This window comes from Hyunsoonleella rubra (genome assembly GCF_042684665.1).
Lineage (GTDB): Bacteria > Bacteroidota > Bacteroidia > Flavobacteriales > Flavobacteriaceae > Jejuia > Jejuia rubra.
In genome coordinates, this window is sequence record NZ_JBHULY010000011.1 from 49,458 (window position 1) to 63,408 (window position 13,951).

At 37.8% G+C, this 13,951-nt stretch carries 16 protein-coding genes; 9 read left to right on the forward strand and 7 right to left on the reverse strand.

Annotated features, from left to right (window positions below; all coding sequences use genetic code 11):
• The first annotated feature begins 655 nt into the window (after positions 1-655).
• From ACFSR8_RS05740 to ACFSR8_RS05750, 3 genes are all read left to right on the forward strand, one after another.
• Complete coding sequence (locus tag ACFSR8_RS05740; protein ID WP_380289956.1) at positions 656-1,237, forward strand: hypothetical protein; 582 nt, start codon at positions 656-658, stop codon at positions 1,235-1,237.
• Positions 1,238-1,308: 71 nt separating this feature from the next.
• A complete protein-coding gene (locus tag ACFSR8_RS05745) occupies positions 1,309-2,256 on the forward strand; it encodes an oxidoreductase family protein (RefSeq protein WP_380289958.1) in 948 nt (315 codons plus the stop codon).
• Positions 2,257-2,258: 2 nt separating this feature from the next.
• Positions 2,259-3,086, forward strand: a complete 828-nt coding sequence (locus ACFSR8_RS05750; protein WP_380289960.1) for a 3'(2'),5'-bisphosphate nucleotidase CysQ family protein — start codon at positions 2,259-2,261, stop codon at positions 3,084-3,086.
• Between the two features lie 134 nt (positions 3,087-3,220).
• On the opposite strand, the gene lysM is transcribed toward ACFSR8_RS05750, so the two are convergent.
• Positions 3,221-3,706: a peptidoglycan-binding protein LysM gene (gene lysM / locus ACFSR8_RS05755; RefSeq protein ID WP_380289962.1), complete on the reverse strand. Its 486-nt coding sequence runs from the start codon at positions 3,704-3,706 to the stop codon at positions 3,221-3,223.
• A gap of 177 nt (positions 3,707-3,883) precedes the next feature.
• The gene (locus ACFSR8_RS05760; protein ID WP_380289964.1) at positions 3,884-4,837 is read right to left on the reverse strand and encodes a nicotinic acid mononucleotide adenyltransferase; all 954 of its coding nucleotides are present in this window, start codon (positions 4,835-4,837) and stop codon (positions 3,884-3,886) included.
• Positions 4,838-4,965: 128 nt separating this feature from the next.
• Between ACFSR8_RS05760 and ACFSR8_RS05765 the strand changes: the two genes are divergently transcribed.
• On the forward strand, positions 4,966-5,967 hold the full coding sequence (locus tag ACFSR8_RS05765; RefSeq protein ID WP_380289966.1) for an NAD(P)H-dependent glycerol-3-phosphate dehydrogenase: 1,002 nt from the start codon (positions 4,966-4,968) through the stop codon (positions 5,965-5,967).
• A 171-nt stretch (positions 5,968-6,138) separates the two neighbouring features.
• Positions 6,139-6,501 (forward strand): endonuclease domain-containing protein, encoded by a 363-nt coding sequence (locus ACFSR8_RS05770; RefSeq protein ID WP_380289968.1) that lies wholly within the window; start codon positions 6,139-6,141, stop codon positions 6,499-6,501.
• A 296-nt stretch (positions 6,502-6,797) separates the two neighbouring features.
• On the opposite strand, the gene ACFSR8_RS05775 is transcribed toward ACFSR8_RS05770, so the two are convergent.
• Positions 6,798-7,193 carry a hypothetical protein gene (locus ACFSR8_RS05775; RefSeq protein WP_380289970.1) on the reverse strand — a complete coding sequence of 132 codons (396 nt, stop codon included), beginning with the start codon at positions 7,191-7,193 and terminating at the stop codon, positions 6,798-6,800.
• Between the two features lie 80 nt (positions 7,194-7,273).
• On the opposite strand from ACFSR8_RS05775, the gene ACFSR8_RS05780 reads away from it, so the two are divergent.
• A complete protein-coding gene (locus tag ACFSR8_RS05780; protein WP_380289972.1) occupies positions 7,274-7,990 on the forward strand; it encodes a hypothetical protein in 717 nt (238 codons plus the stop codon).
• Positions 7,983-8,426: a pyridoxamine 5'-phosphate oxidase family protein gene (locus ACFSR8_RS05785; protein ID WP_380289974.1), complete on the forward strand. Its 444-nt coding sequence runs from the start codon at positions 7,983-7,985 to the stop codon at positions 8,424-8,426. Before ACFSR8_RS05780 ends, ACFSR8_RS05785 begins: the two co-directional genes overlap by 8 nt.
• Here the strand turns inward: ACFSR8_RS05785 and pheS are convergent.
• Positions 8,423-9,442 carry a phenylalanine--tRNA ligase subunit alpha gene (gene pheS / locus ACFSR8_RS05790; protein WP_380289976.1) on the reverse strand — a complete coding sequence of 340 codons (1,020 nt, stop codon included), beginning with the start codon at positions 9,440-9,442 and terminating at the stop codon, positions 8,423-8,425. The genes ACFSR8_RS05785 and pheS overlap by 4 nt on opposite strands.
• A gap of 302 nt (positions 9,443-9,744) precedes the next feature.
• On the opposite strand from pheS, the gene ACFSR8_RS05795 reads away from it, so the two are divergent.
• Complete coding sequence (locus tag ACFSR8_RS05795) at positions 9,745-11,133, forward strand: DUF7151 family protein (RefSeq protein WP_380289978.1); 1,389 nt, start codon at positions 9,745-9,747, stop codon at positions 11,131-11,133.
• Positions 11,134-11,703: 570 nt separating this feature from the next.
• Here the strand turns inward: ACFSR8_RS05795 and ACFSR8_RS05800 are convergent.
• Together ACFSR8_RS05800 and ACFSR8_RS05805 are read right to left on the reverse strand one after the other, a co-directional pair.
• Positions 11,704-12,141: a lipocalin-like domain-containing protein gene (locus ACFSR8_RS05800; RefSeq protein ID WP_380289980.1), complete on the reverse strand. Its 438-nt coding sequence runs from the start codon at positions 12,139-12,141 to the stop codon at positions 11,704-11,706.
• Between the two features lie 93 nt (positions 12,142-12,234).
• Positions 12,235-12,591, reverse strand: a complete 357-nt coding sequence (locus ACFSR8_RS05805) for a hypothetical protein (protein ID WP_380289982.1) — start codon at positions 12,589-12,591, stop codon at positions 12,235-12,237.
• Between the two features lie 101 nt (positions 12,592-12,692).
• Between ACFSR8_RS05805 and ACFSR8_RS05810 the strand changes: the two genes are divergently transcribed.
• Complete coding sequence (locus ACFSR8_RS05810) at positions 12,693-13,211, forward strand: CvpA family protein (RefSeq protein ID WP_380289984.1); 519 nt, start codon at positions 12,693-12,695, stop codon at positions 13,209-13,211.
• Between the two features lie 31 nt (positions 13,212-13,242).
• Here ACFSR8_RS05810 and ACFSR8_RS05815 read toward each other — a convergent pair whose 3' ends face one another.
• Positions 13,243-13,872, reverse strand: coding sequence for a carbonic anhydrase family protein (locus ACFSR8_RS05815; RefSeq protein WP_380289986.1), 630 nt, complete (start codon positions 13,870-13,872; stop codon positions 13,243-13,245).
• Between the last annotated feature and the right edge of the window lie 79 nt (positions 13,873-13,951).

The following is a 13,951-nucleotide window of genomic DNA, read 5'->3' on the forward strand; positions in this document are numbered from 1 at the left end:
CCTCACCCGAACTGCCCAAAAGCAGTTTCGACCTCTCCAAAGGAAAGGTATCGAGGAAAGCGTAAAAAATATTTTGAAAAATTTGATACAGAAATTTAAACACTAAAATACTAGGCATTGAAACGTAAGCAACTGGGAGACAAACTTTTGCCATACAACGTAACTATCTGTTGAAAAACGGACGGCCATTTCTATATCCAACAATTAAATTAACTATTTGATTATAAGTAAATTACATTGATATTTATTTGGAAGTTTCAAAAATTCCATTTTATATTTGCACCGCAGTTTTGAGTTAACAACTCCAAGAAAAAATAATTAAAAACTATAAGCCATGTTGAAGCATTATATAGCATTTCAGGATTGGAGTTGTAACCCAGGATTATGGCTCAGGCTTCGGTTTTTTCTGGCCGCCTGCTTTAAGTAGGTAAATTACTTTCCAGAAAAAAATCCGAAGCAATATAAACTGTTTCGGATTTTTTTATTCGGATTCCCGTCCCGATAGCTATCGGGATCACGGGAATGACAAATTCAAACGGAACCTCTATAGAGGAAGTTTTCTAGAATTTTCGATTATATCAATCTGAATCGGAGTTAGGTTCACAAAAATTTTGTGTGCCAATAAATTAGTTATGAATCAAAAAGAAAGGAGGTTATGGAAACTAATATGCACAATATATACTTGTTTAGGGCCATTGAGGCTTACCCCTACGAATTGGAGAGGGCTGTTGAAGCATTGAACTATGCTTTGGCCTATGATCCAAATAGCGTAATGGCGCTTTGCCTCATGGCTAGAGTATATGACGAACAACTTGGAGACAAAGCCACAGCAAAAACATACTATGAAAGGGCTATGGCCAATAATATGGATATTCCGGCAATCTATCCTGATTTTATTCGCCTATTGATAAACAATGGCGATTTTGAGGAAGCTCAGAAATTGATAGACTTTGCGATGACAATAAAAGGTATCGATAAAGCCGGAATACTTTTGAACCAAGGGTACTTGTTTGAAGCTCAAAAGGATTTTAAACGAGCTGCTGAAGTATTGCAGGATGCTAAACTATTTGCATTGAACAACGACTTTATTTATTTCGCAGATGAAGTGATAAAGCGAGTGGACAAAAAAGCAAAAATGCAAAACAACAAAAATCGAAAGGATGAGGCAGTAACCAAAAAAGAGGCTGAAAAGCCCAAAGTCAACTGGTTTCAAAATCGATTGAACAATTTGCTGTGATATCAATATCGCTTTTTATATGCGCTAGTAATAATGCTAGCGCATATTTTATTTTCTACCTTTACCCTCTTATGAACAACCATTTCAAATCCATAATTCTACAAAAAACGGGAGCCACTTCTTTAGTTGAAAAAGAGCTAATACAAGAACTTTGGAGCGGTTATGGTATGATTGTTCGAATTACCTTAGAAAACGCCGATTTGGAAAGTGTGGTTGTAAAGCATGTGCAACTACCAAGAAGAAATAATCACCCCAGAGGATGGAACTCGGACATTGGCCATCAACGAAAGTTGAAATCCTACGAAGTAGAAACCACTTGGTATCAGCAATACAGTAGAATGAGTATGGCGCGCTTGCCAAAATGTTTTGCTATTGAACGTTATCAAAATGAAGTCCTGATAGTCCTTGAAGATTTGGACAAAGCAGGTTTCCCCCTGCGAAAACATAGTGTAAAATGGGAAGATATAGATAGGTGCCTAGAATGGTTGGCAAAATTTCATGCGAGTTATTTGGGGAAAGTACCCGACGGACTTTGGTATGTTGGTACCTATTGGCATTTGGACACCAGACCTCAAGAATTGGAAGTTTTAGAAGATAAGGCATTGCAGAGGACTGCTTCAGCTATTGATGAAAAATTGAATTCCTGCACTTTCAAAACGTTCGTTCACGGCGATGCCAAATTGGCCAACTTTTGTTTTTCTGAGAACGGCGAAGTAGCTGGGGTAGATTTTCAATATGTTGGTGGTGGATGTGGCATGAAGGATGTGGCTTATTTTATTGGGAGTTGCCTCAATGAAAGTGATTGCGAACGTTTGGAACTGAAAATACTAGACACCTATTTTTCACATTTGCATATAGCTTTAGGTGAAAAAAATGAAGCACTGGAAAACGAATGGCGATCGTTGTACCGTGTGGCCTGGGCAGATTTTCATCGGTTTTTAAAGGGTTGGAGCCCTGGACACTGGAAAATTAATAGTTACAGTGAACGAATCACTGCCGAAGTCATTAAAAATCCATAATAATGGATTTACAATACCTAGCAAACATAGCCATTGAAGCAGCGCTTTCAGCTGGAAAAATCATTCAAAAGTATATGAATGATGACATCGTTGTAGAGACAAAAGAAGGAGGTTCAACTTATGCTTCTCAAGTTGTGACCAAAGTAGATCGGGAATGCGAAAGCACAATTTTATCACACTTAAACGCCACCTGCAAAGCGTTTGACATTGGGCTACTTTCTGAAGAAACAAAAGATGACGGCAGCCGATTTAAAAAGGAATATTTTTGGTGTATTGACCCAATGGATGGCACACTTGCTTTCATTAATAAACGCCCTGGGTTTTCGGTTTCAATCGCTTTAATTTCCAAAGATGGAACACCTATAATTGGGGTTATATTTGACCCAAGTTCCGAAACCTTATACCATGCCATAAAACGCAAAGGAGCTTATAAAAACCAAAAGCCTTGGGCCATTAAAAACACAAATGATTACCTAACCTACGCGACGGATAAAAAATTAAAGGACACCCCTAGGGCTGATGAAATTCAGAATATTCTCAACACACATCAAACAAATTTAGGGTTGAAACGCATTAAAGAAACTTCAGGAAAAGGGGCTGTAATGTGCGCCATTTCAGTTTTAGAAAACGGACCGGCCTGCTTTTTAAAACTCCCAAAAAAAGATATTGGTGGAGGTAGCACTTGGGATTATGCCGCCTCTGTTTGTATATATCGTGAACTGGGTTTACCAGCAACATCCTTTAATGGCGAACAGCTAGATTTAAATAAAAGGGACGGTACTTTTATGAATCGCGAAGGGGTTTATTATTCCAACTTAAATACGGAATAACAAAAAAAGGGATTTGTATTACGTTGTGCTGAAAAACAAACCCCATCAAAAAAACTTTTGACGGGTTTTCACATTCAATGTATTGAATTAGTCAATATCTTGGGGATAACCCAACATAATTATGTAGGTAGTGTTTAGTCTAAGGCAGGAATGCGCAATACTTGTCCCGGATAAATTTTATCAGGATCGGTAAGCATTGGCTTATTCGCTTCAAATATTACTGGATATTTCATGGCATTGCCATAATATTTTTTTGCTATTTTCCCCAAGGTATCTCCGCTTACAACAGTGTGAAATTGGGCTTCTGGCTCAACATTTTCAACCGTCATTTGGTCATCAACAAATGCAATGCCACTGGAATTTCCAACCACCAATACAACCTTCTCTTTCGTAGCTTGGTCATTAGCAGCTCCACTTACCGTCGCAGTTTCATCATCGATAAATACATTTAAGTTTTCTACCTGCAGTTGCAAGTCGTTAATGGTTTCTTCCAACTTTTGAGCTGCCAATTGCTCCATTTTTAATTCTTTGGCCGCCACCTCCGCAGCTTCTTCTGCATCCGTCTTTCCGATTCCGAATACTTTGGCACCCGCGTTTTTAATGAATGAAAATAATCCCATTTTAATTTATTTTTTAGGGTTAATACTCTATTTAATCTTTAACAGAAAGTGTTCACCTAAAGCTACACATTTTTAAGACACGGAGAATTTGGATTGGTCACAATTTTAACAAAAAAAGAAACCGCTTAATGCACAGTGCCTTAAACGGTTTCTAAACTAAATAACCAACCAAAATTTTTATGCGTTTACCCTGGTATTTTCTCTAGGGTTTTCTTTTCTTTCTTTTTTAAACTTACGCTTCTTCTCAGTTTTAGTAGTCGCAGTTTTTCCTTTTACATTACCAGTTTTTAAATACTGGATATAGCCTCTTCCCTTAAATTCATAAATCGTTTCCGAAGAAGGGTGGAACAACTCTATGGTTCCGTCATCAATAACGCTCAATTCAAAGAATTCATTGTCGAAGAAATCATAATCTAATGTTAAAGTTTTCAAGTAAAAATTATTTGCCACATTACCTACGCCATACACTCCCGTATAATCCCAATATAAATTGTTGGGGTGTACTCCAAAATCATCCTGAGAACTTCTAAAGGTAGAATCATTACCGCCAGCTAAAAACTGTATATAATTCTCATTATCAAATTCGTTCAGCACCCCCATTTCGCTGGTATATGTTTTTTCCCAAGCTTCATATTCCTGAAGGAAATAGTGGATGTTATCATAAAACACAAAATCATAATCGAAATTGTTGCGCTGATAGCCCTCCAAAAAGTAGGAGGTATCATTGTTTGGATTGTACAATTCAATCGTATTGCCGTCAACTTGAAACACATCAAACGTATGGAACCCATCCAAATCGTGGTTCACGTCAAGAATCATATTATAGGCATCGTATTCGGCCACATCAATCCCAAAACCATTGCCACTATTTCCAATGCCCACCAAATTGTTATTGGCATAAATTACCCCGTTTCTAAACGAAATGGTAAATGCCTTTTGCAGAAAGGGTGTCTCACCGTATCCAACCGTTTGGTTAATATCCACATACCATAATTCGTGGGAGTTCAATAGTTGATGTATCGAAATTCCGGGTGCGCCGTTGTCAAAATCATCTACCACAACTTCGGTATAACAGGAAGTCAACATTAGGGATGCCAAAACAGCGCTCAAAAATAATTTTACAGTCCTCATAATTCGTCTTTTTTTGATTTCAATTAGTTAATTTCAAAACGCGTGCCAAAAACCGTTTTTATAATTTCTATAGTTCAAAAGTCTTCTTTAAATTCCTTATTTTTGGACATAACTCAGTTGAGAATTCTATGAACAACCCTTTAAAGTACGCGGTATTTGGAGCAGGCAGTTGGGCCACGGCCATTGTGAAAATGCTTTGTGAGAATTTGGATGAAGTGGGCTGGTACATGCGAAGCGTTTACACTAAGGAGCATTTGCTGAGAGAGCAACACAACCCCAACTATTTAAGCTCGGTAGAGTTCCATTTGGAGCAGTTGAAATTGAGCAACGATATTAACGAAATGGCTGAATGGGCCGATGTTCTAATTTTCGTGATTCCTTCCGCATTTATGCATAGTGAACTGGAAAAATTGTCGGTGGATATCTCCGATAAAACCATTGTATCCGCGGTAAAAGGCATCGTTCCGGAAACAGGCCTTTTGGTTGGTGAACATTTCAACGAGCATTATAAAGTACCGTTTGATAGCATCGCTGTTATTGCGGGGCCTTGCCATGCCGAGGAGGTAGCTTTGGAGCGCCTGTCCTATCTTACCATTTCCTGTTGGGATGCCAAAAAAGCGCAGCACATTGCCGATAGCCTTTCCAGCGATTATATAAAAACGAAAATAAGTGACGATGTGATTGGCGTGGAGTACGGGGTAATGCTGAAAAATATTTACGCCATTGCCGCCGGAATCGCCCACGGTTTAGGTTATGGGGACAATTTCCAGAGTATTTTAATGAGCAATGCCATTCGTGAAATGAAGCGCTATATAAAGCGGGTTCACAAAATGAAACGCAACATCAATAATTCTGCATACCTGGGCGATTTATTGGTAACGGGTTATTCTACGTTTTCCAGAAACCGCATGTTTGGCAATATGATCGGAAAAGGCTATACCGTGAAGTCTGCACAAATGGAAATGAGTATGGTAGCCGAGGGTTATTATGCCACAAAAAGTGCGTATCTAATGAACGAAAAAAATGAGAAAAAGGCGGATACCCCCATCATCGATGCAGTTTACGAGATACTTTACGAAAACAAAAACCCAAAAAAAGTGTTTCAACGGTTAACTGAGAAGTTGGATTAGAGGCCTCCTCTATCCCGATGGATATCGGGTTATTTTGTTTTCTGTAATTGCATTAATGAATTCAATCCATAAATACCTTTACAGCCAACCAATTCCTTCCCTTTTTAAGGGAAGGTGGATTTAATTCTTCTCAAAAGAATTAAATTCGGAAGGGTTAAAACACGCTCTTTTATGACAAAAATCCATAACCATAAATATCTGGAAGAACGTAGAAAGGAATTACGAAAGAATTTAACTTCGGCAGAGGCCACCTTATGGAAATCACTTCAAAGAAAACAATTAAATGGGCGAAAATTTAGAAGACAACATAGTATTGAACACTTTATCGTGGATTTTTACTGTCCAAGTGAAAAACTCATCATTGAATTAGATGGTGCCGTACATTTTGATTTTGCACAAGCCAATTATGACCTCGAACGAACTCGGCGTTTAGAAGAACTAGGATTTAAAGTAATAAGGTTTGAAAACAAATCCGTTTTTGAGAATTTGCCCATAGTACTTAATGAGATATCGCTTTGTTTTAAAGATAAATAAACCACCTCGTCTTTATCCCCTCAATGGGATAAAGCCACTCCTCCTTTTAAAGGAGGAGAGTTATTTTACTTATCTATTTCAGACTATGCAGGCGCTTCGAACCAATATCTTCCGCTTTTTTAATTTCCAGCGACACCCTAAAGAAGGGTCGCACAGACAGCTAGTATTGAGAACTGCGAGAACGAGTTTAATCACTACATATCCATAGGCAGCACTAATGTACTAATCCGTCAAAGTCAAAGCTCCCAATAAGTAAGGCATACTTGCTATAAGATTCCTGTTTTCACAGGAATTGGTTACTTAACCAAAACACCTTTTACATCCATCAATGGGATGGGTTGCAACGCTTTGGAATTAATGGTGTTCTTTCTAAAAACATAAGTTTTATCAAACATCTGATTACCCTCAAAAAAAGACACTTTAAAGCTATTGTTAAGCACGAAAAGTTCCTTTGGCATCAATTCAACTTTAGCATAACTTTTTGCAGGTAGTTTGTCAATTCGCTTCCTAAATGTTGCGGTCTTTTTAGTTTCGGAGTAACCTTCTGAAACAATAATCACCATTTCTAGTTCTAAATCTTTATCGTTTATGATGTAGGCATTCCAGTCTTCCGTTTTATAAATAGCGTTAAACTCGCTGACGACAGCCATATAAACGCCTTCTACCTTTGGAACTTCAATATCTTTTTTCAACGATGGTCTATTTTTATGATGCAAAAATAAAGATTTCCTTAGGTATTGCGTAACTTCACAAATCCATAAAATAACTTGTTATGAAATTAGTATCTCTTTTGAAAATCACACTGTTTATTTTCTTATTTGGTTTGAATGTCTCTGCACAACAAACAGATGAAAAAGCAATAACAATAGCCAACAAAGTTGTTGATGCCATGGGGGGCATGGAAAATTACAACAATACCCGGTTTATAAAATGGGACTTTGGCAAACGCATCTTGTTTTGGGATAAATGGAGCGGTGATGTTAGGGTGGAAAGCCCAAAGGATTCGATTGTTATTTTGGTTAACATCCATACCCTTAAAGGAAAGGTTTTTGAAAAAGACAAACAACTTGATGAGCGTTCAGCTAAAAAATGGCTTAATAAAGGCAAAAACTGGTGGATCAACGATTCGTATTGGTTGGTAATGCCCTGGAAACTGCAGGATCCGGGGGTTACATTGAAGCATATCAAATCCGAAAAACTTGAAAACGGAAATACGGCCGATGTACTGCAGTTGACCTTTAGCGAGGTGGGCGTTACGCCAGACAATAAATACTATGTTTATGTTGACCAGACCGATAACCTGATTAAACAATGGGCTTTTTTCAAAAATTTTGAGGATCCAGAACCCAAGTTTATCCATCCTTGGGATAATTATCAAAAGACTGGGAATATTCTACTCTCTTTTGACCGGAGCAAGTTTGGACCAAAAAATGTTGTAGTAAAGCAGGATTTTAACGAAAAACTGTTCAAGGATTTGGTGTATGAATGATGACATAAAAAAGTATATCCACCAAAGTGTATTGTGTTGGTTGGCCACCTCTTCCGAAGACAATATCCCAAATGTTTCACCGAAAGAAATATTCGCTTATTTTGGTGATGCTATCATTATTGCCAATATCGCCTCTCCTCAATCCGTTAGAAACATCAAACAAAACCCCAACATATGCGTAAGTTTTATCGATATTTTGGTGCAAAAAGGGTTTCAGCTAAAAGGAGAAGCAACAATTCTAACAAAGTTAGATGACGACTTTTCAGCCATGGAAGCGGAGCTTTTAAAACTAACCGAAGGCAAGTTTCCTTTTTCGGAAATTATAAAGGTAGATATTAACAGCTCGAAACCCATTATTGCGCCCAAATATTTGCTGTATCCTGAGACTACGGAAGCAGAGCAGATTGAGAGTGCTAAATGTGCTTATGGGGTCTAAAACGCCGATTTAAACTGCTCCAAAAACCGCACATCGTTTTCACTCAACAAACGAATATCACTGATTTGATGTAATAACAAAGCAATACGGTCTATCCCCATTCCGAAGGCAAAACCCGAGTATTCCTTTGAGTCGATGCCACAATTTTCCAATACATTGGGATCCACCATACCGCAGCCCATAATTTCTAGCCAACCTGTGCCTTTGGTCATTTTGTAATCGGTTTCGGTTTCCAAGCCCCAATATACATCCACCTCGGCGCTTGGTTCTGTAAACGGAAAGTACGACGGACGCAAACGTATTTTACTTTTCCCAAACATTTCGGTAGTAAAGTGTTGTAAAGTCTGCTTTAAATCTGCAAAACTTACATCCTTATCAATATACAAACCTTCCACTTGATGGAAAAAACAGTGCGAACGTGCTGAAATCGCTTCGTTTCGATACACACGCCCTGGGGAAATTGTCCGGATTGGTGGTTTGTTATTTTCCATATAACGTACTTGCACCGAACTGGTGTGCGTACGCAATAAAATATCTGGATTGGTTTGGATAAAAAATGTATCCTGCATATCCCGTGCTGGGTGATGCTCGGGCAAGTTTAAAGCCGTAAAATTATGCCAGTCATCCTCAATTTCTGGGCCCTCGCTTACATTAAAACCAATTCTAGAAAATATGTCAATAATTTGATTCTTGACTATGGAAATAGGATGGCGTGCTCCAATTTCAATAGGTTGCCCCGGTCGGGACAGGTCGCCGTAAATACCTTTGACTTCTTCCTTGCTTTCCAATTCAGCTTTTAAGGTATTTACCCTTTCTTCGGCAGTTGTTTTTAGCTTGTTAATGATTTGGCCAAACTCCCGTTTTTGATCGTTCGCCACATTTTTTAACTCACTGTAAAACTCCTTCAACAGGCCTTTGGAGCCCAAATATTTTATTCTGAACGCTTCAACCTCTTCCTTCGTTTGCGCTTTAAAGGTTTCGGCTTCAGCTATTAATTCTTGGATTTTATCTATCATGATATTCTGAAACTGATGGCAAATTTAATTAATTTATTGAGATTTACTCTAGTGATTGCTATCGTTTAAGCAGGTAAATAGTCACTTTAGTTTTTAAAGAAAAAAAAGGGCTTTGAACGAAAATTACTAAATTCTTTGAATCACTCCTACAAAATTCTCTACTTTTAGATTCTTACAGTCTTGGGAAGAAAATTAAACCATCTTAAATAAAAAAACAGTCTATATTAATTCAAAACTTAGTTAACGGCATGAATCTATCAAAAATCAAAAACTTACTTGTAGGATTAACAATTATATTTTTTATGGGCTGTGAAGGAGAACAAGGCGCAGTTGGCCCAACAGGTTTAGATGGCTTGAACAGCTTAGTGAATATTGCTAATGAACCAGCAGGCAATAATTGTGAAAATGGTGGCATTAAGGTGGAAGTTGGTATTGATAACAATTCAAACGGGACATTGGACAGTAACGAAATTCTTAATACCAGCTATGTATGTAATGGTGTTGATGGTAATAGCAGCCTAACTACTGTAACAACTGAGCCCTCTGGTGACAACTGTGAAAATGGTGGTGTTAAAATTGATTCTGGAATCGATGAAAACGGAGATGGAACGCTAGACAATACTGAAATTACGGCTACGGCTTACGTTTGTAATGGTATTGATGGCAATGATGGACTAATAAAAACTACTAATGAAGCCGTAGGAACTAACTGTGAAAATGGAGGTATAAAGATTGACTCTGGAATAGACACGAATGGAAATGGCTCACTTGATGTTGAAGAAATAACTGCAACCACCTATGTATGTAACGGTATTGATGGTAACAATAGCTTAACTAAAATGACTAACGAAGCCGCAGGAACCAATTGTGAAACTGGTGGCGTTAAAATTGATTCGGGTATTGATACCAACGGAGATGGAACTCTTGATGAGTCTGAAATAACGGCAACTGCTTATGTTTGCAACGGTATTGATGGTAATGATAGCCTTACCAAAATCACTAATGAAGCCGCAGGGTCTAACTGCGAAAATGGCGGACTAAAAATTGATACTGGAGTTGATACTGATGCTAACGGCATTCTTGACGATACTGAAATTAGAGCCACAGCTTATACTTGTAATGGTGTAGATGGTAATATTAGTTTAGTAAATGTTACTGATGAACTCGCAGGAGAAAACTGTGAAAACGGTGGGGTTAAAATAGAATCTGGAGTTGATGATAATGCCAATGGCACCTTGGATGAGGAAGAAGTCAGCATTGAAAGGTTCATTTGTAATGGTGTTGATGGTGGATTTGATTTACAAGTAAGGCTTTTTCTTTTAAGCGGAAGTGTTGCTAGAGGTACTAATGGCCCTCCAACCCTAGGGGGAGAATTCCTTGATTTTGATAAACGCAATTATATTGGTGTAGATTCCATAATTTTTTCACCAAGACTAAAAGCAGATAGAGCAAATAACGCCGTGACTGTTGAATTATATGATGTTACTAATGATAGAGTTATTGATAATACGGCTCTCTCAACAAACAGTACTGATGTTATTCGTATGAAATCTCCTGATATTTTCGACGATTTACCAGAAGAAGAAATTGATTTAGCTGTTCAAATGTCATCGGAAAATTTCGTTTGTGATGTTTGTACTACTGGTTTAATTCAAGGCGAAACTTATTTAATTTTATATCGTAGTAATTAATAAAAAGTGAAATAGCTTTTAAATTTAAACCTTAGCTAGCAAGTAATTGCGTTAGGGATTGTAGTGGAAATCCTTTTTTGAGGCAAGAAAAAAAGATTGGGAACGGAGAGCCCGATCGAAGCGATCCCGCAAGGTTTTACTTGTGCTGAGCTTGCCGAAGTAAAAACCTTGTAGGTATGAGCGAAGGTAACGCCCTAATTAACGTGAGCTCGATGTATTACTATTTGATAATCAATTATTTAAAGGCATTTGTTGTTATTAGTATGTCATTCCGAATGAGGAACGAGGAGGAATCTCATCATTATGAGATATCTCGTCGCTCATCCTTCGCTCTGTCGATATGACAAAGCGCGGTTTTCAATATTTTAATAATAATTTATTTGTTGATATTTAAATCGAAGTCACGTTAATTAATATATTCCGTCTCCAAAAAATAATTGACCATAGCTTTAGCAATTCATTCGTTGATTTTATCTATCATGTCATTCCGAAACTGATGACCAATTAGATGAAATTTAGCCATAAAAAAACTCCCTCTGACCGAGGGAGCTTTATTTTTTGAATGCTTTTTTACTGCTTTTGGAAAACTTGAACAACAGTATCACCATCATCCATTACAGTTACTGAAAAAGTATTACCGCTGAAGGTAAATGGCGCCGTAAATTCGTCTTCATCCGGAGTTCCTATTTCAGATGTAATCTTATAAGAACCTCCGCCAACATTTTCCCATCTACCGTTGTCTATTCCATCTGAATCACAACCTCCAGAGCCATTGTCATCAAAAGATTCCGAAGTGAAGGTACCGTTTGAACTTACGATGATGGTTTCCATCTTTTGGCAGGCATCCAATACTACTAAATTTCCGTTAATAGAACCCGATATAAGCTTCCAAGTTCCAACAAGAGGATCGCTACCACCTGATGTGTCGCCACCGCCACCACCATCATCCTCACCACAAGAGGAAAAAGTCAACGCCAGTACACTAAAAATTAAGAATAGTTTTTTCATGATTTTTTGTTTAGATTTATTGTTGCTTAAATATAACGTTAAATTCTGAAGAAAAAAACGATTCAATATTATAAATAGCTACAAAACAGATAATTAATCAATAAAGTCCGTTTCCAAAAAGTAATTGACGATAGCCTCTTTCATCAAAACAGATTGCTCGCCCGCTTTTAAAAATGGTAAAGCCTCTAAAGGCTTATAATGGGGCCACCCATCGTCATCCACAAAATCTAACTCGTAGTAACCATAAGGCGACAACAACTTGCAGATGGCAATATGCATTAAATCGATTTTTTGATCCTTTTTAAAGGTTCTGTTCAGTTGTCCCAGCTCTTGAACGCCAATAAGGTAAATTATGGCATCTAAATCCAAGATATCCCCATCGGCAAATTGATTAGACAACTTATTTACTACCAATTCCCAACGTTCTTTTAATTTTTCGTCTCTGGACATACTTTCAGTTCAAAGTTCAAAGTTAGTAAACGTTTATCGACTTTTTTACGTTTTAAATAACAAGGTTAGAATTTGTCTATATTTACAAAAACGAAACAACCATGGCAGTTATCGATATTATCTTAGGCGCCCTGATTCTTTTCGGTGTAATACGAGGGTTTTCTAAAGGGCTTTTTGTAGAAGTGGCTTCTTTGGTAGCTTTGGTAGCCGGAGTTTACGGTGCTATTCACTTTAATTATTTTGCCTCTGATTTTTTAATGGAAAAGGTGTCGTGGGACGAAAAATACATCAATATTATGGCATTTGCGATTACCTTTATAGTAATTGTTATAGCCATTGCCATGGCTGGAAAGGCTTTGACAAAATTAGCCAACTTTGCGGCCTTGGGAATTTTAAACCGTCTACTTGGTGCTATTTTTGGAGGCCTGAAAATTGGGGTTATTTTGAGTGTTGTCCTAATGGTTTTTGCTAATTTAAACAACACGATTCCATTTGCAAGTGAAGATGATCTGGAAGATTCCGTATTATACGAACCTGTCAAATCCCTTGCGCCGATGCTGTTCCCAAATCTAATCAAGACTGACAAAACGGAAAATTCCGAAAAAACTCAAAGTGCATAAAAAAAGTCGCCAATGGGCGACTTTCCGTGTTTTATATCATTTCGACCTTTCCCGAAGACAGCATATAAACGCCTCCAACAATTTTAATCTCGCCGTCCAGCTCCATTTGCCTTAAAATAGCACTACGTTCACGAATGCGTTCTATGGTAAGCTTTACATTATTTTCGACCGTTTTAGCCACAAAAGTTTTGTTAGTGGAATCATGAGTACCATCTACCTCGTCTTCGCTTTGCTTTACTGCTGGTAGAATGTTATACAATAACGGGGTGATATTTCCTAACTCCACTCTATCACAAGCCGCTTTTACGGCACCACAGCTTTCGTGACCCAAAACCATTACCAACTTACTACCTGCCACTTTACAGGAATATTCCATACTCCCCAAAATATCGGTGTTTTCAAAATTCCCTGCCACACGGGCTACGAAAATATCGCCAATAGCCTGATCTAAAACGGTTTCAACAGGCACTCTAGAATCAATACACGATAGCACAACTGCCTTAGGGTACTGCCCGCTTACGGTTAGTGATACCAAGGCTGAATGGTCAATTTCCTGCATATCATTCTCTACAAATCTTTTATTGCCTTCCAGCAAGTCATTTAACACATCTGAGGGAGTTAAACTACTTTGAATGTCCTTTGTTATTGCTATATTTTTCATTGTTCTATTTTATCTTAATTAATATTCGTCTTTAACGTTGACTTTTATCCATACTATACAGCCCTTAAATGTATCAAAT